Origin of the sequence: Oceanobacillus sp. FSL W7-1293, assembly GCF_037969815.1 — a bacterium.
In the GTDB taxonomy this organism is placed as follows: Bacteria; Bacillota; Bacilli; order Bacillales; family Amphibacillaceae; genus Oceanobacillus; species Oceanobacillus oncorhynchi.
In genome coordinates this window covers 3,516,580-3,537,720 of sequence record NZ_CP150212.1, presented here as the reverse complement: position 1 = coordinate 3,537,720, position 21,141 = coordinate 3,516,580, and the positions used below count along the sequence as shown (strand labels likewise).

Below are 21,141 nucleotides of genomic sequence, written 5' to 3'. Positions count from 1 at the left end.
TATTACAATCTTGTAAAAGAAATCGAAATTTTTAAAAAGGTTATTAGAATTTTAATGGAAAATAAGTTATCCTTATAAGGTAATTGATTATTTTGAAACGTCCTTACCGTTCTGAAAAGGCAGTGAAACCTTTTGTGGAGTTCAAACGTACAATTATTTAAGCGAGGCAGAAAGGATGATTCAGAATGCGTTTTTTTAAAGGCCTTTTTTCATCTGAAAGAGAAGCGAAGAAAAACAGACAAAACCTGCAAAAAAGCAGAAAAGAAATGGATAGAGTAATGCGGGAAATGCACGCCAAAATAGACACTATTCAACTAAACATTACCAGAACACAGGAAAAGCTAATAGAGCAGCAAGAACTGGCAGACAAGTTTGCCAGATATGAAGAAAGCTCGGAACAAGCAAATGAACAAAGCAGATTTCAAATGCAAAAAGAAGCGGCACAGAAAGAGATTGAAAAATTACAAAGCCAAAAATATGATTTTGAAACACAAATGGTCCCTTTCAAGCAAAGTTATGACCGAATGCGTCAAACATTTTCAGAAACCTTTGACCAGCTGGATGCTTTAGAGAGGGAGACCTCTGCGAAAGAAAATGAAGCGGAGATAATGAAATACACTACAGCACAAGAAGAGAAGATCCAGTTTGAGCTTGTTGAAGCTGAGGCGCTGCTTGAATTACGATCAGAAAAATGAGGTGAAGACGGATGCTAGTGCATTATAAATGTCCCAACTGCGGGGCGGATATGGAATTTGACAGTGCTTCTGGACATTTGGCCTGTGACAGCTGCGGGCATGAGGAGCATATCGATACGTATGATGATGTGAATATCACACAGTCCTTTGAAAAAGACGAGGCGAAGGAATATCATTGTGAGAATTGCGGTGCTATTGTTTTAACTGATGCAGATACGACGGCGACCTCATGCAGTTTTTGCGGGGCCGGGGTGGTGCTTGCTGACCGGTTATCCGGGGAGTTGGCACCTGCGAAAGTAATTCCATTTACCATCAGTAAAGAAGAAGCAATGGAAGCATTTAAAAAATGGTGTAAAAATGGCAGGTTGACACCTAAGGGCTTTATGACAGCGGACCGTGTGAAAAATATTACAGGAATGTATGTCCCATTTTGGATGTATGATTTAGATAATGATGTAGACGTGAAAGCAACAGGAACGAAAGTGCGAACGTATCGGCGCGGCGATTATCGTTATACGGAAACCAAGTATTATCGGGTGCATAGAGATATTGATATAAGTTATTTAAAAGTGCCGGTCGATGCATCAGAAAAAATGAATGATGAGCTGATGGATAAAATAGAGCCTTATGATTATAACAAGCTGGAGGATTTTAAAACGCCTTATCTAGCAGGATACTTAGCTGAAAAGTATAATTATACCGATGATGAATTATTTGACCGGGTGAAAGCAAAAATCCAAGGTTTTATGGATACGTATATTGCTTCCACCATCCGGGGATACAGCTCTGTAAGCTATCAACAGAAAAACATACGCACCAAGAAAGCAAATAGCTACTATGTCCTGCTGCCAGTCTGGATGGTATATTACGATTTTGACCAGCAGGAGCATACCTTTGCAATGAATGGGCAGACTGGAAAAATTGTCGGCAAGCCGCCGCTGAGTTATTCGAAGGCAGCGCTTTGGTTTTCCAGCATTGCTGGCGGATCCTTTGTTTTATTTAAAGCAATAGCGATGATGCTGGGCGGTGATTTACTATGAAGAAGTTTTTAATTACGGCTGGTATGCTTGTACTTATAACTTTCCTAATGCTGCCTGCAGTCTCTGCAGAGAAGCAGTATATCTATGATGATGCAAACATATTTACAGATAATGAACGGACGGATCTGGAGCAGAGAGCGGCAGAATATAGTGAAGAGAACGAGATTGATATTCTTATTTTGACGAAGGATGAGTCTGACGGGAGAGATATCCAAAAATATATCGATGACTTCTATGATGAGCAGGGTCCCGGGTATGATGGAGAACATGGAGATACGGTATTTATGGGGCTTGATTTTTCCGGACCTTCCGGAGAAAGAGATGTTGCGGTAAGCGGATTTTATAAGGGAGAAGAGTATGTTGGTCCTGAGCGTGCGCAGCAGCTTGCCGATGATTTAGTTCCTGATTTACGAAATAACGATTATTATGACGCCAGCTTATTATATTTTGAGAAGATAGAGCGATATATGGGTGTGAACCCGAGTATCAACCCGGACAGTATTTTTCTTCAAACTTGGTTCCAGTTGCTGGCTGCTGTTATAATTGGTGCAGTTATTGTAGGTTCCATGATTTTTAATATGGGCGGTCGTGTGACAACCAATGCAAGTACGTATCTCGATGCAGATAATTCAAGAATTAAAAGCAAGTCAGATAGATATTTACGTCAAACCGTTACGAAAACGAAAATACAGAAGAACAACAGCGGCGGAGGCCGGGGAGGCGGCAGTATAGGCAGAACTGGCGGCGGACATTCCCGTTCTTCCGGACGTGCAAAGTTTTAATAATAGATTGAATGAAGCTATTGAAATAAAGAAAGGATGAACAGAATGATGGGCTTTTTTAGAGGGCAATTAGCAAATGTGATTGAATGGGAATCATTTCGTGATGATATGATCTTTTGGAAATGGAATAACAACGAGGTAAAAAAAGGGAGTAAATTAATTGTTCGCCCGGGCCAGGATGCTATTTTTTTCAACCAGGGAAAAATTGAAGGGGTTTTTAAAGAAGAGGGCGAATATGAAATTGAATCAGACATTATTCCTTTTTTATCTACCTTAAAAGGATTTAAATTTGGATTTAACAGCGGAATGCGTGTGGAAGTGCTGTTTGTCAATACAAAACAATTTACTGTAAAATGGGGCACAAAAAATGCGATAAACATACCTTCTCCACAGCTTCCTGGCGGTATACCGATCCGTGCTAATGGAACCTTTCAGTTTACAGTGAAAGATTATGTGAAGCTGATAGATAATATCGCAGGTGTCAGAGACAGTTTTCTGGTGGAAGACATTCGCCTGAGAATTACTGCTGTTTTAGATCAATTATTAATGAAGTGGATTACCAGAGAAGGAAAGGATATGTTTAATCTTCAGGCGAATTCCTTTGAAATCGGCGAGGGTATCAAAGAGGATTTAGATAAGCAAGTCAATCAGGATGGTTTTGAGATTAAAGGTTTTCAAATCATGAGCTTTAATTATCCAAAAGAAATCCAGGATATGATTACAAAAACTGCTTCGCATGGCATGATCGGTGATATGGGACGGTATAAAGATGTCGCTATGACGGATGCGATTGCTTCCGGGAAATCAGATGGCGGCAATTCCGCAACAGATATGGCCGGAATGATGATGGGAATGCAGATGGCAAAGGAAATGATGAACGGTACGAATGACCAAAATACAGCAAATCAACAGCAGCAGTCCAATCAAGGCGGGCAGCAAAATCAAGGTCAGCAGCAACAGCAATCCGGGGCTCAGCAATCTTCTACAGGGAATGAAGGAGAGGGAAGCGGATCAATTCCAAACTTCTGTCCGAATTGCGGAAGTAAAACACAGGGAATGAATTTCTGCGGGAATTGTGGACATAAGCTGGTTTAAATACGAAAAATAGATTAAAAATAAGGGTGCTGTCTTGGAGGAGATAGTATCCTTATTTTTTAGATGGACGATATGAAATGACATGCTATAAAATAAATGTAGTAAAAGAACAGAAATGTTAGATGAGAAAATCAAGAAAAAATAATTAATGCTAAACATGATTTTAAAGTAGTTATTATGTTTTAGCGTAACGTTAAAAGTCTATTTTGTTTACAAGTATTTAACAAAAAATGTATTACATCTAAGAATTAATTAAAGAAAGCACACACCAAAGGAGCAGTTATAATGGGATATCGTATTCGTTTAAAAGAAAATAAACATTCGAATAGAAATCTTGTAAAGAAACACCATCATAAGGTTCACCAGATTCTTTATGCTCTCGAAAATACAGGAGAGATTACATTTAATAATCAAAAAAACACTTTTTTTCAAGATAGTCTGGCATTTATCCCGCCATATTCAGACCACTCTATTACATCAGAGGGGAAAATGACAGTACTTGTGCTTGAGTTTGATGTGCTCCATTTGGATTCGGATATTCAAAAGGTTTTAGAAATGCAGGATTTTAGCAATCCGAGGTTAATTGATTTAAGTCCATTTGAAGCAGGAAATGTAAGACAGTTACTTCGCAGGATGCTTTATGAGCAAGCACAAGGGGATTTGATTAATGTAGTAGCTGTAAAAATCTATCTGGAAGAATTATTGCTGATTTTATTTCGAAGTCAAAAAGAATTAAATATTACGGATGCAAATGTGCTTCGGGCTGAACGTTTAAAAGATTACCTCGAAACACGATATTTTGAAATTAGAGATGCCAATGATTATTCTCAAAAGCTTGGGATAAGTACCAGACATATCAATACGATTTTTAAAGATCAATATGATATGACACCGATGAAATATTTAAATGAAGTAAGAATGGAAATTGCCAAAAAATTACTCATGGAAACCAATAATGATATTGCATCTATTTGTTTTGAAGTAGGTTTTGAAGCAATTTCTACCTTCTATAGAAAATTTAAAGCGTATACGAATATCTCTCCTCAGAAATTCAGGAATAAATATCAATATACAAAGGAGTCAGATAGCTGAAAGAATATGCTGATATTTAGTATATTCTTTTTTTAGTTTATTTAAAAAAAGAAGGTATACACCTTCAAAAGTTTATTTCCGAAATTGAGAATTTTATTCCGCCTTTAATAAGACAGCTAAAAAAATTTTTCGTATGATAAGCGTAAGTTGTTAAAAGAAAGCTATTAAAAAACAGCATACAAATAGAAGCGATTTAGATGCTATAAAACGGTAAGTTATTTTTTCTAGTGGACTAACAGGAAAGAAAAATAAATTTGAGAGGAGGAAAAGGATGTTTCAAATAGGCTTATGTTCTGTAACCTTTAGAAACTTATCTGTAGAAGAAATAATAGAAGCTGCTAAAAATACGGATATACAAGGAATAGAATGGGGCGGCGATATTCATGTTCCGCCTGGTGACTTAGAACATGCTGCGTATGCTGCTAATATAACCCGGCAAGCAGAAATAGATATTATCTCTTATGGTTCCTATTATCGTCTAGGGGTAAAGGAACAACCATTTTCTTTTGAAGCTATCTTAGATACTGCTGAAAAATTGACGGCTCCTGCCATACGAGTATGGGCTGGAAATATTGGATCAAGCGAAGCAACAGAAAGACAATGGGAAAAAGTGATAGAGGATGCCAAACGAATTGCTGATTTAGCAGAAAAACAAGGAATTCATATTAATCTAGAGTATCATGGCCGAACTTTAACAGATACGGCAGATAGTGCCATACGGCTAATGAAGAAAATTAATCATTCAAACGTTTCCTTATACTGGCAGCCCTCGCCATTTGAAACAGTGAATAAGAATGTGAAGAGTATTGATACCGTAAGACAATGGCTTAGCCATGTTCATGTTTTTCATTGGCAGCTTGTTGAAAATAACGTCATTGTGTATCCTTTTTCAGCAGGTATTTCTGATTGGGAAAAGTACTTACAACAACTAGAAAAGCAACAAGGAATGCGTTATTTAATGATGGAATTTGTGAAAGAAGATAGTATCGAACAATTAAAGAATGATGTAAAAGTGCTTCAATCAATAATTACATCATATTCCGCCAAGTAAAGGACAAACATCAATTTAAATACTAGCTTATTGCAAAATGAAATGCCTGGATTGATTGCAAGGTGTAGGGAATTGGATGGATATCAACTTTATGAAAACAATGCTATTATTTTTTTATTTTAACTTAATATATTAACTGATTAACTAGTTAGGAGGTTATCTTATTTCTATTCCAAAATATCTGCAAATCAAGCAAAGTCTTCTTTACAAGATTAATAACGGAAAGTTTCTTCCAGGAGATAAGTTTTACAGTGAAGCGGAGTTGAAAAGAGAATACAATGTAAGCGGTATTACTGTAATTAAGGCTTTACAGGAGCTGACACAGGAAGGTTATCTTGTACGTTATCAAGGCAAAGGGACTTACGTTTCCAAAGGGAAAAAAGCAAAAGTAGTGCGTTTTTCTGATCAGGAAAAATATCAAGGGAAGCAAGAATCTGTCCGAGTACTAAATGTAGAAAGAATGACAGATCCACGAATAGCTAAAGAATTAAATATTAACAAAGAGGAACCATTTTACTTAATCAAGCGCGTACGCATGATTGATGATGTGCCGTTGCTTGTCCAATACTCTTATGTTTTATCTGAATTTATTAAGGAAGATATTGGAGAGTTAGAAGCATTTTCCTCAATTTATGAAAAAATAAAACATGATTTTGAAATTAATCTTTTCCAGGCAGATTCGACAGAAATAACAGAAATTTGTTTCCCGACGCCGTCTGAGGAAAGTAAGCTGCTTGAGATTGAAGGCGATAAACCAACTGCGTTCATACGCAGATACACGTACTTACTGGAAAAAAGAGTGGTGGAATATATTGAAACGTATAAGCGTTGGGAGTATTTCAGCAATAAAATAGAACCTTTATAAAAGGAGTTGGACAAATGAATATTTTGTTAGTATCTCACCATGGAGTAGCTGGTGGTCTAAAAAAAGCAGTTGATATGATTACCGGAGAACAAGAAGAGCTTTCTATTATCGAACTTACCGAAGCTGGTGTTCAGGATTTTTCCTCAAAATTGGAATCTTATTTGGAACAATGGAAGCGTTCTAATAAAAAAATAGTGATTCTTGCTGATTTAAAAGGGGGAACGCCCTACAACCAGGCGGTAGCGCTGACACATAAATTAGGGATGGAACAAAACGCCTTTGTTATTAGCGGAGTTAATCTGCCGCTAGTCTTGGAAACACTCTTTTTAGATGAAACTGATTTTATGATTTCTGACCTTAATAGGGTTATTGAATCTTCAAGAAGTGCAATTTTTAAAGCGGATCCACTTGAATTGAATAATAATGATTTAGATGAATAGGGGGTAGTAAGGATGGAGATTGTCTGGTGGCAAGTATTATTAATAACGCTGTATGCAGCATTTGCAATTTATGATGGAAACAACACAACAATGGGATTTGTTAAGCCGACAATGGCAGGTTTTTTTGCCGGGCTGATTCTTGGAGATATGCAAACAGGATTGATTGTCGGAGGGACGTTGAATTTACTGGTGCTTGGAGTTGGAAATTTCGGCGGTGCATCGATTCCAGATTATATGACGGGTGCATTGATTGGTACAGCTTTTGCTATCTTTTCAGGCGAAGGAGCTGAGTTTGGGATATCCTTAGCGATCCCGATTGGCTTGTTAATGGTTCAGCTCGATGTTCTTGCCCGATTTACAAACACGTATTTTCAAAACAGGGCAGAGACCTTTATCAAACAAGGGAACCTTGATAAAGCTGCCAGGATGGGGTTATGGGGATTGCTTCCTACTTCTCTGTCTAGAATGATACCCGTGTTTTTAGCACTTGTATTTGGTGCAAGGTTTGTAGAATCTATCGTGAACTATATGCCTGATTGGCTGATGAGTGGTTTGAGTGTAGCTGGCGGAATGCTTCCTGCACTAGGTATAGCCATATTATTACGATATTTACCTGTAAAGGAAAATATCCCTTATCTTATTATTGGATTTGTCGTAGCAGCATATTTAAGTATGTCTGTATTAGGAGCTGCACTTGTTGGACTAGCTCTGGCAATTTTAGGATATCAGCGGTTCACTAAAAATAATGATAACAATGATCCTGCGGTAGCTAATGGAGGGATGGGCGATGAGTAAACGAAAGATGGATCGTGAGTTAAAGAAAGTATTTTGGAGATGGTTTTTCTTTGGACAAGCAAGCTGGAACTATCAAAAGTTTCAAGGCTTAGGATATTATTTCAGTATTTTGCCGTTACTTAAGAATTTATATAAGGATCCCGAAGAACGCAAAACAGTTGCCATGACACATATGCAATTTTTTAACACGAATAATACGATGGCCCCTTTAATATTAGGTGTAAATACAGCTCTTGAAAGAGAGAAAAGAATCAAATCAATGGAAGCAGTCGCTTCATTAAAAACAGGTATGATGGGACCGCTGGCCGGGATTGGTGATACGCTTTTCTTTGTTATACCTACTACCATCATAGGTTCCATTGCTTCCTATTTAGCACTTGAAGGAAACCCAATCGGTTTGATTCTTTGGATTGTGTTTGGATTTATTCGTCTTGGTGCCATGCGTTTCTTTGTTTGGTCCGGATACCAAGAAGGTGTGAGACTCGTAACCGAAATAGGCGGCAGGTTAAAGAATCTTACAAAAGCTGCTAATATCCTTGGAATTACCGTTGTAGGTGCGCTTATCCCAACGGTGGTTACAGCAACTTTTGGATATGAGTTCCAGCAAGGGGAAGTTACACTTTCTATACAAGAGCTTGCTGATCAAATTTTGCCATCCCTAGGTCCAGTTCTTGTTGTTGCAGTCACTTATTGGATGCTGGGTAAGAAAAAGTTAAATTCAACACGCGTTGTCTTTATTCTAATGGCACTTGGGATTATTGCTTATAATTTAAAAATATTTACAATATAAGGAGAGATAGAAATGGAAGGAATTGTACATGTAAGAGTTGACGATAGATTAATTCATGGACAGGTAGCTACTCGATGGTCTACTGGTTTAAGGGTAAACAGAATTATGGTAATAGATGATATCATTGCTGCCAGTGATCATGAGAAAGCGGTATTAAGAATGGCAGCACCATCAGGAGTAAATACATCTATTTTGCCATTTGAAAAAGCAGCCGCAAATATTAAAGCAGGCAACTATCAGGGACAGCGTGTTTTACTGGTTGTTAAATCACCAGAAATCCTAGTCCGTCTGCAGGAGGAAGGATTGGAGCTGCCACAGGTCAATATCGGAAATCTTTCCAATCGTTTTGATACAGTGCAAATCAAAAAATCAGTAAGTCTCTCAGCAGATGAAGAGAAAGCGATCCAAACACTTCTTAACAGCGGGGTGAAGGTGACAGCTCAAATGGTGCCAGATGACCCGGAAACAAGCATTGAAGTATTTTTGAATAAAGCCAAGCGATAAGTAAGAGGAGTGAATGCAGTGAACTATGTCGACCAATTTTATGCGAAAATAGATTATATTTTAAAGAAAATACGAACAGAGCAACGGGAGAATATTGAAAGAGCAGCCGATATCCTGACAGAAACGGTTGAACGGGGAGGTATTATTCAATCTTTTGGCTCGGGACATTCTTTCGCAGCTGCCATTGAAGTTGCTGGCCGGGCAGGAGGATTCGTTAACTCCAAGGCTATCAAAGAGTTTTACGGAACCAATGGCTGGTTTGAGGTAATTGAAGGGGTTGGTGATGCGTTTATTCGTTTAGTCGACCAGCAGGATGAGGATTGTTTTATTTTTATATCCAATTCTGGGAAAAACCCTTTGCACATTGACATGGCTAAATATATAAAAGAAAAAGGGAATAAGCTGATTGTTGTTACAAATTTAAAAGATTCTCAAAATGCGAAAAGCCTGCACTCAAGCGGAAAAAAATTATATGAATTTGCCGATGTGGTCCTGGATAACTGTGGAGACCCTGGAGACTGCGGAATAGATATACCGGAATATGGAATGAAAACAGGTCCTACATCTTCTATTTCAGCAGCTTACTTACTTGATAGTGTTGTTTTACAAGCAATCGAAAATCTAGTGAAAAAAGGTATCGAACCGCCGATAATGAAAAGCGCCAACGTGGAAGGCGGCCGAGAATACAATGAGTCATTAATCGAAAAATATAAAGATAGAATGCATCGCGTTTAAACTAGAATGATTATCTCCATTTAAGAGAAAGGAAGGGCTGCCTCTTAAATGGAGAATAACCAATGGATAAGAAGGCCGTTTCAAACTTTAAACCAATTATTCAAGGGGGATTATGATGATAAAGAAGTATTATCAAAAAGTACAAGAGCAGCTTGAAAATACGTTTAATAAAGAAACAAACGTTATGCAGAAAGTGAGTGAAGTAATCGCAGATAAAATAAATGATGGCGGAGTTGTTTATTTATTCGGATGTGGTCATTCTCATATTTTAACAGAGGAAGTATTCTATCGTGCAGGAGGACTTGCACCGATTTATCCTATATTGATTGACGAATTGATGCTTCATCAAGGCGGGGCAGCATCTTCTCAAAAAGAAAGAAAAAATAGATATGTTCGTCCATTATTAGCGGAATATTCTATTACTAAGAAGGATGTGCTAATTGTCATTTCTACTTCAGGCATCAACCCAGTTCCAATAGATGTCGCATTATATGGAAAAGAAAATGGAGCTGTCACGGTGGCATTAACCAGTACGGCATATGCTGAACAGCAGCCTTCCAGACATGAAGACGGGTTATACTTGAAAGATGTCTGCGAGTATACAATAGATAATCATGTTCAGGTTGGAGACGCAATGTTAAGTAATTCTGACACAGGTATTCGTTTTGCCCCATCGTCCTCTGTGATTGGCATTTCGATTCTTCAAGCTATTTTAGCAGAAGTCACTGATTTACTTATCAAAACAGGGCAAGTTCCACCAGTATTTCTAAGTGGAAATATTACGGGTTCAGATGAACACAATAAAAAATTACTAGAAAATTACGGAGAAAAAGTACCGCTGCTTATTAAAAATATGGAATGAGATCGTCCAGGGCAGGGAGAGAAACGTCCATAAAATAGGATTTTATTTTTCCATCGCTAACTATCTATGTTCAAAAAAATAAAAAGGCAGCTATTAAAACATCGGAATATTTATGGAAAGAAGTGTATGTATTTGGCACAATCCAATCTATTAAAATCTTATGGACTGTTTTTACTGAGTCTTTTCATTATGGGACTCGGCATTAGTCTGGTAACACTTGCACATCTCGGTACAACTCCTATTACGAGTCCGCCATATGCATTTAGTCTATTCTTACCTATTAGTTTTGGAATGCTGACGATGCTGTTTAATCTTCTTTTTGTCTTAATCGAAATAATAATGATGGGCAAAAATTTTCCCAGAGTTCAGTATTTGCAATTACTAGTAGGGCCAATATTAGGAATAGCTATTGATTTTTGGTCTTATCTCCTTATTTATATCCCGCAACCTTATTACTGGGTTCAATTAAATATGGTTGCCATTGGCTGTGTTATTATTGCATTTAGCACGGTGATACAGTTGAAGGCACAAGTGGTAAATAATCCGGCTGAAGGAATTGTAAAAGTGATTTCTTACAAAACTTCACAGGAGTTTGGAAAGGTAAAGCTTTATTTTGATATAAGTTTGGTATGCTTAGCAATGTTTATTTCGTTTATCGTATTTGGTTCTGTTCAGGGTGTTCGTGAAGGAACCATTATATCAGCTTTGATTATTGGACCGCTTATTAAACTGTTTCAGAAACAAAAAACAAGCAGCAGTATTTCTGCAATGCGTCGGTCAAAGGAGTGAAAACATATGAAAAAAGGTCTGTTTATAATGGACGAAAATTTGTTTGAAAAAGTCTATACACCTGATATACAAAGAGAGATTTCGCAATATATTGATATTATTGGAAAACCATTGACCAAATACAATTATCAAGAAGAAGGTAATTTATTAAAAGAAGCAGAGGTTATTTTCTCTGGATGGGGTGCTCCGGTATTTGATCAATCGTTTTTAGAAAAAACGCCATCTTTAGAAGCCATCTTTTATGCAGCTGGAACAATGAAGAAATTATTATCAGACGAGATATGGGAAAGAGACATAAAAGTTACCACAGCTAACCAGGCAAATGCCATTCCAGTAGCAGAATTTACATTAAGTGAAATTCTATTTTCTTTAAAAAACGGCTGGCAGCTATCCAGACGGCTAAAAGAGGAAAAAAATTATATTAATGGTATGTATCAGCCGCTAAACGGCAATTATCAAGCAACGGCAGGTATTATTTCTTTGAGTCAAATCGGCAGGAAAGTAACGGATTTATTACGGCATTTTGACTTGAATGTATTAGCTTATGATCCATTTGTAAACGAAGATGAAGCTAGTAATTTAAATGTAGAGCTTTGTTCTTTAGAAGCTATTTTTAAACATGCAGATGTTGTTTCATTACATAGCCCGCTTTTGCCCGAAACAAAAGGAATGATTAGAAAAGAGCATTTTCAGTCCATGAAGCAAAATGCAACATTTATTAATACAGCTAGAGGTGCCATTGTTCGAGAAGATGAGATGATAGAAGTTTTACAAGAACGTACAGATATTACAGCTGTTTTAGATGTGACTTATCCAGAACCGCCAGCGGAACAATCCAAATTATACACTCTGCCTAACGTTGTTTTAACACCGCATATAGCAGGAAGTTCTGGTAATGAGAGGGCTCGTTTAGGGGCTTTCATGCTGGAAGAAGCAAAGCGCTTTACGGCAGGTGAGCCGCTTCAATACAAAATAACGAAACAATCATATAGGAATATGGCTTAACTTCAGAAGGGAAACGAGTCATCTTCCAAAAAAAAGCGGATCCTGTTCAATCGGATTAGCTTTTTTTTGGAAGGTTATTTCGTGCATTGATAAAATCAGAAAGCTAATTCGTTCCAAATGTAAAGGTAGTTGATTTGTTATAAACATCGCCTGCTTTTACAACGATGGACGGCAGTCTATCTTGATAGAGGGCTAAAGGTGTATTGGAAGTCTCAAAACAAACCCCATAATGAGCTGGGACAGTCCCGTTTTCTAATAGATATCCTTGTGAACCCTGATTCGCAGTATACATCGTCATACCAGGCTGATTCGTTTCTATAGATAGGGTTCGCCCGCAAGTAGGTTCATAAATTTCTATTCTGTTTTTAGCGTTCCTAAATAAAAAATAATGATCATACCCACTGGCTAAAGCTAATTGTTCAGATTCAGATAATGAATGCAACCCTTCTCCCAAGCGAGCTCCATATCGAAAATCGAATGCGGTATTTGACGTATCCAGAAGCTTTCCGGTAGGCAGCAGATTTTTATCCAATTCTATGATGGTGCTGTCCGGCATAGTGACATGATGTTGATAAATAGAATTTTGCACATTTCCGGTTAAATTAAAATAACTATGATTTGTTAAAGAAAGGGCGGTTGTTGCATCTGGAACGGCTTGATAATGTATAGACAATTCGTTCTTGCTGGTAAGACGATAAGTGATAGAGACATCCAAATTACCAGGGTACCCGCCTGCAAAAGTGACATCATTCGTTGTTAATTGTAATTCGATTGCCGATTCTGTTTTGTTCACTTGTGTATCCCACAGAATTTGATGAAAGCCGTTTGTTCCGCCATGCAGATGATGGTTACCTTCATTTTTTTCCAGCTGCCAGCTCTGCTGATTAATCTTAAATCGCCCGTCAGGTATTCGTCCAGAAACTCTTCCAATCAAAGCACCTAAATACAATGGATTATTTTCATAATCATGATAATCCTTAAAAGTCCATACAATATTTTCTGTGTTTCCATTTCGATCTGGTGCATATAATTTTGTGATGATTCCTCCATAATTCAGAATACTCATTTCAATCGTATCATTGGTTAATGTGTATTCTTTCCAGCCGTTTACGACTTCTTTTACTTGAATATCCATTTTCTCACCTTCAGTTTGAAAAACACCGCAATGTGTTTTAGATTAGTTGTAATCGTAAAGTCTTTGATGCTTTTATTGTAGAGAAGTAATCTTAAAAATTAATAAGATACCAACTAAGATAATTAAATTAATTAACAAACTAATTTAATTTTAACTTTGGAAGATTGCTTTGGCAATAGGGAAAGAGTATATTTGGAGGAAACCCTTTCGTAAACCTATTTAAAAAAACGTTTTATCTTGCACTTTAAGAAAGTATAAAGAATTTAAAGGTATAAAGTATAAGCGCAGTGCTTTTGATGGGGCGAGTAATCGCAGTCCCAACTAAGGTTGTCACCTAAAGGCTTGATGACAACCAAGTTTTCTTTAGAAACATGGATTCTTCTATATAAAATAAAATCAATGCGTTTGTAAAAAGCTCCTTCGCTTTCATCTATCCAGCAATGTGATATGATTACAGTAGAAAGTTGGTTTGCTGGTGGTATTCGTGATTCTTTTTTTTCGGCAGTTAAAAGGAAAAAAGCCGCGAAATGTAGATGCTTCTGAAAAAGAATTTCGCCAGGCGGAAATGGGAACGGAAATATATACATATAAATTTCAAATCATACCTGCTGTTGCGCTTGGCAACATAGAGAGGGCATATGTACTTTTCTTTATACCGGGGGAATGGATTGGGGCAAACTGGGTGCGTTCACCAATCAAAAAATTTTAAGTTCGCTCTTAGAGCTGCTTTTGAGAATCTTATTAATTGTTATGGGGATTCGCATGATTTTACAAGGAATTGGTTAGGGGCGATGAAGTATGTCTGAAGAGAAAGTTTACTTTTACTATACAAATGATTTACATAGTCATTTTGAACAGTGGCCTAGAGTGACAGCATTTTTAAAAGAAAAACAGGGCCTGCGAAAAGAGAATAATGAAGCTGTCTTTACAATGGATATAGGAGATCATGTTGACCGGTCCCATCCAATTACAGAAGCTTCAAACGGGCTGGCCAATGTGGAACTGCTGAATGAAGCAGGCTATGATATCGTGACGCTGGGAAACAATGAGGGGATAACGCTTTCCCATCAAGAATTATATCAATTATATGATAAGGCCGATTTTCAAGTGGTCTGCAGCAATTTATTCAGCAGAGATGAATTGACGCCATTTTGGCTGAAGCGTACACATTCCTTTATGACGGAAAGCGGGATACGGATAGGTGTCTTAGGTTTAACAGCACCGTTTAATGCCTTTTACGACCTGCTTGGCTGGCATGTAGAAAATGAATTTGACATCATTGAACGCTATATAGAAGATTTGAAAAAAGAATCGGATATCATTGTGCTTCTTTCTCATTTAGGAATTTCCGTTGATCAGGAGATTTCCCGGCGTTATCCGGAAATTGATGTAATTATCGGCGGCCATACGCATCATCTGTTAAAAGAGGGCGATCTGGTAAATCAGACCTTGATTACAGCAGCTGGAAAGCATTGTTACTATATCGGCGAGGTAGAGATTATTTGGGATCATGAGAAGCAAAAAGTTATCTCAAAAGATGCAGCGGCAATCAGCCTGCAGGATACAGTAAAGGATTTGGAGACGGAAGAACATTTACAGCAATTATTAGAGCAGGCTAATCATTATCTGGGGCAGGCAGTAGCACGTGTTGAAAAACCGTTGGAAGTAAACTGGTTTTCAGAAACCCCTATTATTGATTCATTGACAAAGGTGCTAAGAAGATGGACCAATGCAGATATCGCCATGCTGAATGCTGGCGTGTTGTTAGATTCGCTTCCTGCCGGGGCAATCACAAAAGGGGATATTCACCGAATTTGCCCTCATCCAATCAATCCTGTCCTTGTGGATTTAAAGGGGGATCAAATCATAGAAACGGTCAGAGCGGCATTATCTCCTGCTTTTACAGAATTAAAATTAAAGGGTTTTGGTTTCCGCGGGGAAATCTTAGGGAAAATGATTTTTTCAGGCATTCAGGTCGAGACTGCATTCCATCGAAATGGAGAGGTGTATGTAAAGCGGGTATATACAGAAGATGGTTACCCCGTTCACCCTGACAAGGTATACTATGTTGCTACTGCAGATACTTTTACTTTTGGCCAGCTCCTGCCGGAAATTGCCCGTTCTGCAAAAAAACAATATTTTGTCCCGGAATTTTTGCGTGACTTATTAGTGTATGCAGTTAAACAGCATTGATTCATTTTCCATTCTATGACGGAGAACCGTCGGTAAAATCTCCCGCTGAGTGAAGTTCCGTTTTATTTGTGACGTTCTTTTGCCCCTCTGCATACACTTATCACGAGAGAAAAACAGAGGGGGCATTTTTATGATTACGGTAGAACCTCTTGAGGTGGATGGAATTATTTTTACAGCAGTAAGTGTGGAATTGCCGCAAACAACCTTATTAACAATCAGCAATGATGTAGGGTATATTATGTGTGCAGCGCTCGATGTGGATATTTTTAATGAAATACCTAAGCTGAAAGAAAGAAACGTTATCGCCGGCCGGGCAATGGGAGTAAGAACCATTGATCAATTGCTGAACGCTCCGTTGCAGAAAATAACAGATGCATCGAAGGAGCACGGCTGGGAAGTCGGGATGACCGGAAAAGAAGCATTGCTTAAAATATCATAATACAAGAAAAGACACTTCTTTTGTTCGTACTGACTTATAGTACAGAACGAAAGAAGTGTTTTTTTGTAGGTAAAACCAATCTGTTTTCCTTTGTTCTAATTCCCTTCCATAATTGCATAAATTATTACGAAGGGGGTTGTTGCATTGAAATTTAAAAAACGATATCGATTTCGAAAGCGAACGGGAAGAAAAAGAAGAATGCCTCCCTCTCGGCGCTCCATTCTGATGCTGACGTTAATTTTATTCTTTGCAGTGGTGGGCTTCAGTTTTTATTTAATTAACGTCAAAATTGAACCGATTGTTATTGATATTGCCAAACGAAAAGCGGATGAATTTGCTACGAGAGCGATTAACTCCGCTGTGTATTATGTAGAGGAATATGGATTTGAGGATATGCTGAATATCACCTATGACAATGAAGGAAATTTGGTAACGTATAATCGAAATCCTGCAGTTATCAGTGAAATTAACAGGGTAGCTACGGACAGAGTAGAGGAGTTTTTTACGTATGTGAACCGGGGAGAACAGCTTGATTTTGAGCATAATCTGCATGAGCCCTATGACTATGAGGGCGGTGCTGATGGCAGGGTGCAGGTCGATCCTACGCTGATTGAAATTCCATTAGGACAAATAACAGGAAATTCTGTACTGGCCAATTTAGGTCCCAAAATTCCAATCAATATGGAAGTAGTTGGTGCAGTCCGGACAAATGTGGTCAGCGAAGAAGAAGAGTTTGGCATTAATGGAGCTTGGGTATCCCTGTATATTAACGTAGAAGCCGACGTGCAAATCATTGTACCATTTACATCTGAAGTAAGAACTGTACATACTGAACTCTATTTGGATGGGGGCGCAATAATGGGGAAAGTGCCCGATTTCTATGGCGGGGACGGAAATACTCCTGATATTGCCGTTCCAAAAGATGATTTGCAGAGCGACTGAATATGTAGTATAGTACAAATTAGTTGAGAAGCTATTTATAATTGAATAAAAACCTTATCAGATCGGTGAGGTAGAGGTGCAGATTAGATGAGTATCCGGCAGGAGAATGACAACGAAGATTGCTGGAAAAAGGATAGTTTGCCGAAGTGTATAAAGAGGTCATGCTTTATATTGCTGGCGTACTACTGAAAAAGTAATATGCTGTCATGTAATGATTTACATGGAGAACTACTGATCGAAATGGAGGATAACGTGAATTGGTGAAACAATGATAGGTTATTTTCTATCATTGTTTTTTTGCGTTTTTAGAGGGTAATTTGTATATGTTTTTACTGTGAAACAGTACTTGAGTATGATAGATATCCCTGTGCCTTACTTTCCTATTTCGAATCGGTTATATGCACGTAATTATTTCAAAAGGAACTGCAGTTTCCATTATTCATTACGCGTCGTTGACCTTATTCAAAATGTTTAAATACTCAGCTCGAAAATAAATCGTTGGAGGTCTTAACATGGAAGGTACGTTTTGGTCACTGATACCTGCAATTGTCATGCTGATATTAGTGTTGTTAACAAGAAAAGTTCTCATCTCAATAGGGACAGGGATTGTTGTGGGAGCATTATTATTAAATGATTTCCATATATGGGAAGCAATAAAAGAGGTATGGACGGTATTCTATACTATTTTTTATGCAGATGGCGCATTGGAAACGGGGAATTTATTATTAATCAGTTTTCTTCTCTTTCTGGGTGTGCTTACTGCGTTTCTCCAAGCTTCTGGCGGGGCTAAAGCTTTTGGAGATTGGATGCTGCGTCGGGTGAAAACACGTACCGGTGCGGAAATCATGACTGCTATAATTGGATTGATTATTTTTATAGATGACTATTTTAACAGTTTAGCAGTTGGACAGATTGCAAGACCTGTAACAGACAGGCAAAAAATTTCCCGGGCGAAACTGGCATATTACATTGATTCCAGTTCTGCTCCCGTTACCGTAATCGCACCTATATCAAGCTGGGGAGCCTATATTATTGGTATTTTAGGCGGGTTATTTGCAGCAAATGGAATTACAAATTTGCAGCCGATTGAAGCATTTATACAAATGATACCATTAAACTTTTACGCGATTGCTTCGATTGTTCTCGTGTTTATCGTGGCTTATTTTCATTTTGATATCGGTCCGATGCGTACGCACGAAAGAAGAGCAATGGAAAAAGGAGAATTGCTGGACCCGAAAAGAAATCAAGTATCTGGCGATTTAGGTGATATATTTAATCCGCATAAAGATGGAAAAGTATTTCATTTGATTATCCCAATTGTTGTCTTATTTATCGTTACAGTTATTTCTATGATTGGAACGGGGATAATGGAAACAGAAGAAAGTGCATCTATTATTGACGCCTTTGCAAATACGGATGTTAATTTGTCCTTAATTATAGGTGGTATTGCAGCAGTACTTACTTCTGTTATCTTTCACTTTATGCAAAGGAAACCGCGTTCTGATATGGGACATATTTTTATGGAAGGTTTTAAAACCATGATCCCGGCAATCAATATTCTTATTCTTGCCTGGATGATCGGCTCCATTATCAGTGCATTGGAGACAGGGAGTTATTTAGCAGGTCTGGTTAATAATTCATCCATTTCTGCGGGGCTGCTTCCGGCTATTTTATTCCTGATTGCAGGCTTAATGGCTTTAGCAACAGGTTCATCGTGGGGAACCTTTGGTATTATGCTTCCGATTGCTGCAGAAATTATGGTAAATACAGATATGGCTTTATTATTGCCTGCACTAGCAGCTGTACTTGCCGGGGCCGTATTTGGAGATCATTGTTCACCAATCTCAGATACAACTGTTTTATCGGCAACTGGAGCAGGAGCACACCATATCGACCATGTTATTACGCAGATGCCATATGCTTTGATAGCAGCGTTTACTGCTTTATTCGGTTTCTTCGTTATTGGACTGACCCATTCTACGTGGCTAGCTTTAGCTGTAACGCTTGTTCTTTTGGCCGGAATTGTCTGGATTACTCATTCCCTGATCAATAAAGATAAAAAGAAGGCATCTTAACAGAAGGCTTGGAATACATTTTAGTATTCCAAGCTTTTTATCACGCAACTAATCATTCAGTGGCAGAAAAGAAAAAAATCCCACTGAATGAAGTTTCGTTTTATGATGTAATAAGGGTATTGCAATTAAATCCTGCCATTACCATAATTAGATATTTGACAAAAATGTCAGAAAAGTTATAATACAAGTTAAATAGTCTGAAAGTAATGATTTTTGTTATTATTCTTATTTAATATGCTTTCGTTCTATTGTTATTCATTAAAAAAGGGGGTTATGATGAATGGAGAGTCGATCGCAATGGGGAACAAGAGCCGGGTTTATTTTAGCAGCTGTCGGGTCAGCAATCGGATTAGGAAATATATGGCGCTTTCCAGCTGTTGCTTATGAAAATGGGGGCGGTGCATTTTTTATTCCTTATTTATTTGCTTTACTGACTGCCGGTATTCCAATTTTAATTATGGAATTTACTATGGGTCAAAAGTATCGGGGTTCTGCACCTTTGACATTCCGAAAGATGAATAAGAAAACGGAGTTTATTGGATGGTGGGCAGTACTTGTTGCTTTTGTTATTTCAACATATTATTCCGTAATTATTGCCTGGGCAATATCCTATTCTATTTTTTCTTTTAATTTGTCTTGGGGAGAAGATACAGAAGGGTTTCTATTTGGTGAGCATCTGCAATTGGCGGAGATTCCTGGGGAAATAGGCGGGTTGGTACCCGGAGTAGTCATTCCGTTAGTGATTGTTTGGATATTGGTGCTGGGAATTTTATTCCGCGGTGTGAAAAAAGGTATAGAGGTTGCAAACCGGATTTTTATTCCTTTGCTTTTCATCGTATTTATTATTATTGTAATAAGAGCAGTCACGCTGCCCGGAGCGATGGATGGATTGAATGCCTTCTTTACACCTGATTTCAGTCAAATTTTGTCACCAAGTGTATGGATTGCAGCATATGGACAAATTTTCTTCAGTTTATCGATTGCTTTTGCAATTATGATTACGTATTCAAGTTATCTCCCTAAAAAATCTGATATTACCAATAATGCATTTATTGTTGGTTTTGGAAATTCCGGCTTTGAATTATTAGCGGGAATTGGGGTATTTGGAATATTAGGATTTATGGCATTTTCTGCCGGTGTCAGTGTGGATGATGTCGTAGCTGGCGGGGTCGGTCTTGCGTTTGTTGTCTTCCCGGCCATTATCAATGAATTGCCGGCATTTAATGGATTGTTCGGAGCGCTCTTCTTTATCTCTCTGACGCTTGCCGGAATTACATCTCTTATGTCCATTACAGAAGCGTATGTAGCAGCATTGGTAGATAAGTTTAAAATCACACGATCAAGAGCAGTTCTTTTTGGAGGCGGACTCGCGGCATTGATTTCCTTGTTATATGCTTCTAGAGGAGGCTTGTACTTCTTAGATAATGTCGATTATTTCATTAATCAGTTTGGAGTTGCCATGATTGGTCTTGTCGAAGTTGTCCTGATTGCCTGGATTCTTCGTAAAACCAATATGCTTAAAAATCATGCCAATGAAATTTCAGATATCCGTTTAGGTTCCTGGTGGACAATCAGCTTAGCTATGATTACACCAGTAGTTATGGGCTATATGATGTTTGGGCTGTTTAAGCAGAATTTATTAAGAGAGTTTGATACAGATACTGGGAACTACGAAAATTACTCTAATGCCTTTATCAATAATACAGGCTGGGCCGTAGTAGTAGGTGTGTTAGTTCTTGGAATTATCCTGGCAGCTTTGAAATGGAAGTCAGAAAATTCTCTATCTGATTATGAAGATAAATAGGGGGGAAGATGCG

At 38.0% G+C, this 21,141-nt stretch carries 22 protein-coding genes and 1 riboswitch; of the genes, 21 read left to right on the top strand and 1 reads right to left on the bottom strand.

Annotated elements, in window-relative coordinates; translation table 11 throughout:
• The first annotated feature begins 185 nt into the window (after positions 1–185).
• The 15 genes from MKY65_RS17315 (at position 186) to MKY65_RS17245 (ending at position 12,540) form a co-directional block, all read left to right on the top strand.
• The gene (locus tag MKY65_RS17315) at positions 186–695 is read left to right on the top strand and encodes a hypothetical protein (protein ID WP_339178982.1); all 510 of its coding nucleotides are present in this window, start codon (positions 186–188) and stop codon (positions 693–695) included.
• 11 nt (positions 696–706) lie between these two features.
• Positions 707–1,735 (top strand): TFIIB-type zinc ribbon-containing protein, encoded by a 1,029-nt coding sequence (locus MKY65_RS17310; RefSeq protein ID WP_339178981.1) that lies wholly within the window; start codon positions 707–709, stop codon positions 1,733–1,735.
• A complete protein-coding gene (locus MKY65_RS17305; RefSeq protein WP_339178979.1) occupies positions 1,732–2,517 on the top strand; it encodes a TPM domain-containing protein in 786 nt (261 codons plus the stop codon). The genes MKY65_RS17310 and MKY65_RS17305 overlap by 4 nt, the downstream gene beginning before the upstream one ends.
• 48 nt (positions 2,518–2,565) lie before the next feature.
• Entirely contained in the window at positions 2,566–3,612 is a 1,047-nt protein-coding gene (locus tag MKY65_RS17300) for an SPFH domain-containing protein (RefSeq protein ID WP_339185290.1), read from the top strand.
• A 285-nt stretch (positions 3,613–3,897) separates the two neighbouring features.
• Positions 3,898–4,704 carry an AraC family transcriptional regulator gene (locus MKY65_RS17295; RefSeq protein ID WP_193063634.1) on the top strand — a complete coding sequence of 269 codons (807 nt, stop codon included), beginning with the start codon at positions 3,898–3,900 and terminating at the stop codon, positions 4,702–4,704.
• Positions 4,705–4,975: 271 nt separating this feature from the next.
• Positions 4,976–5,755, top strand: a complete 780-nt coding sequence (locus MKY65_RS17290; RefSeq protein ID WP_212928784.1) for a TIM barrel protein — start codon at positions 4,976–4,978, stop codon at positions 5,753–5,755.
• A gap of 163 nt (positions 5,756–5,918) precedes the next feature.
• Positions 5,919–6,620 carry a GntR family transcriptional regulator gene (locus MKY65_RS17285; protein WP_339185288.1) on the top strand — a complete coding sequence of 234 codons (702 nt, stop codon included), beginning with the start codon at positions 5,919–5,921 and terminating at the stop codon, positions 6,618–6,620.
• Between the two features lie 14 nt (positions 6,621–6,634).
• Entirely contained in the window at positions 6,635–7,060 is a 426-nt protein-coding gene (locus MKY65_RS17280) for a PTS sugar transporter subunit IIA (RefSeq protein WP_339178975.1), read from the top strand.
• Positions 7,061–7,072: 12 nt separating this feature from the next.
• Entirely contained in the window at positions 7,073–7,855 is a 783-nt protein-coding gene (locus MKY65_RS17275) for a PTS sugar transporter subunit IIC (protein WP_193063640.1), read from the top strand.
• Entirely contained in the window at positions 7,848–8,645 is a 798-nt protein-coding gene (locus MKY65_RS17270; protein ID WP_339178973.1) for a PTS system mannose/fructose/sorbose family transporter subunit IID, read from the top strand. The genes MKY65_RS17275 and MKY65_RS17270 overlap by 8 nt, the downstream gene beginning before the upstream one ends.
• Positions 8,646–8,657: 12 nt before the next feature.
• The gene (locus MKY65_RS17265) at positions 8,658–9,149 is read left to right on the top strand and encodes a PTS sugar transporter subunit IIB (protein WP_212928786.1); all 492 of its coding nucleotides are present in this window, start codon (positions 8,658–8,660) and stop codon (positions 9,147–9,149) included.
• An 18-nt stretch (positions 9,150–9,167) separates the two neighbouring features.
• The gene (locus MKY65_RS17260; RefSeq protein WP_339178969.1) at positions 9,168–9,884 is read left to right on the top strand and encodes an SIS domain-containing protein; all 717 of its coding nucleotides are present in this window, start codon (positions 9,168–9,170) and stop codon (positions 9,882–9,884) included.
• Positions 9,885–9,996: 112 nt separating this feature from the next.
• Positions 9,997–10,746, top strand: coding sequence for an SIS domain-containing protein (locus MKY65_RS17255; RefSeq protein ID WP_339178967.1), 750 nt, complete (start codon positions 9,997–9,999; stop codon positions 10,744–10,746).
• A 126-nt stretch (positions 10,747–10,872) separates the two neighbouring features.
• The gene (locus MKY65_RS17250; RefSeq protein ID WP_339178965.1) at positions 10,873–11,535 is read left to right on the top strand and encodes a DUF6198 family protein; all 663 of its coding nucleotides are present in this window, start codon (positions 10,873–10,875) and stop codon (positions 11,533–11,535) included.
• Positions 11,536–11,541: 6 nt separating this feature from the next.
• The gene (locus tag MKY65_RS17245; RefSeq protein WP_339178962.1) at positions 11,542–12,540 is read left to right on the top strand and encodes a hydroxyacid dehydrogenase; all 999 of its coding nucleotides are present in this window, start codon (positions 11,542–11,544) and stop codon (positions 12,538–12,540) included.
• 103 nt (positions 12,541–12,643) lie between these two features.
• On the opposite strand, the gene MKY65_RS17240 is transcribed toward MKY65_RS17245, so the two are convergent.
• The gene (locus MKY65_RS17240; RefSeq protein ID WP_339178960.1) at positions 12,644–13,675 is read right to left on the bottom strand and encodes an aldose epimerase family protein; all 1,032 of its coding nucleotides are present in this window, start codon (positions 13,673–13,675) and stop codon (positions 12,644–12,646) included.
• Between the two features lie 484 nt (positions 13,676–14,159).
• On the opposite strand from MKY65_RS17240, the gene MKY65_RS17235 reads away from it, so the two are divergent.
• The 6 genes from MKY65_RS17235 (at position 14,160) to MKY65_RS17210 (ending at position 21,128) form a co-directional block, all read left to right on the top strand.
• Positions 14,160–14,384 (top strand): hypothetical protein, encoded by a 225-nt coding sequence (locus tag MKY65_RS17235; protein WP_339178958.1) that lies wholly within the window; start codon positions 14,160–14,162, stop codon positions 14,382–14,384.
• Positions 14,385–14,473: 89 nt separating this feature from the next.
• A complete protein-coding gene (locus tag MKY65_RS17230) occupies positions 14,474–15,868 on the top strand; it encodes a bifunctional UDP-sugar hydrolase/5'-nucleotidase (protein ID WP_339178956.1) in 1,395 nt (464 codons plus the stop codon).
• Positions 15,869–15,998: 130 nt separating this feature from the next.
• The gene (locus MKY65_RS17225) at positions 15,999–16,307 is read left to right on the top strand and encodes a DUF1805 domain-containing protein (RefSeq protein WP_040979011.1); all 309 of its coding nucleotides are present in this window, start codon (positions 15,999–16,001) and stop codon (positions 16,305–16,307) included.
• A gap of 144 nt (positions 16,308–16,451) precedes the next feature.
• Positions 16,452–17,249 carry a sporulation protein YunB gene (gene yunB / locus MKY65_RS17220; protein ID WP_339178953.1) on the top strand — a complete coding sequence of 266 codons (798 nt, stop codon included), beginning with the start codon at positions 16,452–16,454 and terminating at the stop codon, positions 17,247–17,249.
• Between the two features lie 63 nt (positions 17,250–17,312).
• Positions 17,313–17,488, top strand: a riboswitch (Lysine riboswitch).
• 273 nt (positions 17,489–17,761) lie between these two features.
• A complete protein-coding gene (locus MKY65_RS17215) occupies positions 17,762–19,324 on the top strand; it encodes a Na+/H+ antiporter NhaC family protein (RefSeq protein ID WP_339178950.1) in 1,563 nt (520 codons plus the stop codon).
• 280 nt (positions 19,325–19,604) lie between these two features.
• Positions 19,605–21,128 carry a sodium-dependent transporter gene (locus tag MKY65_RS17210; protein WP_339178947.1) on the top strand — a complete coding sequence of 508 codons (1,524 nt, stop codon included), beginning with the start codon at positions 19,605–19,607 and terminating at the stop codon, positions 21,126–21,128.
• The last annotated feature ends 13 nt before the right edge of the window (positions 21,129–21,141 follow it).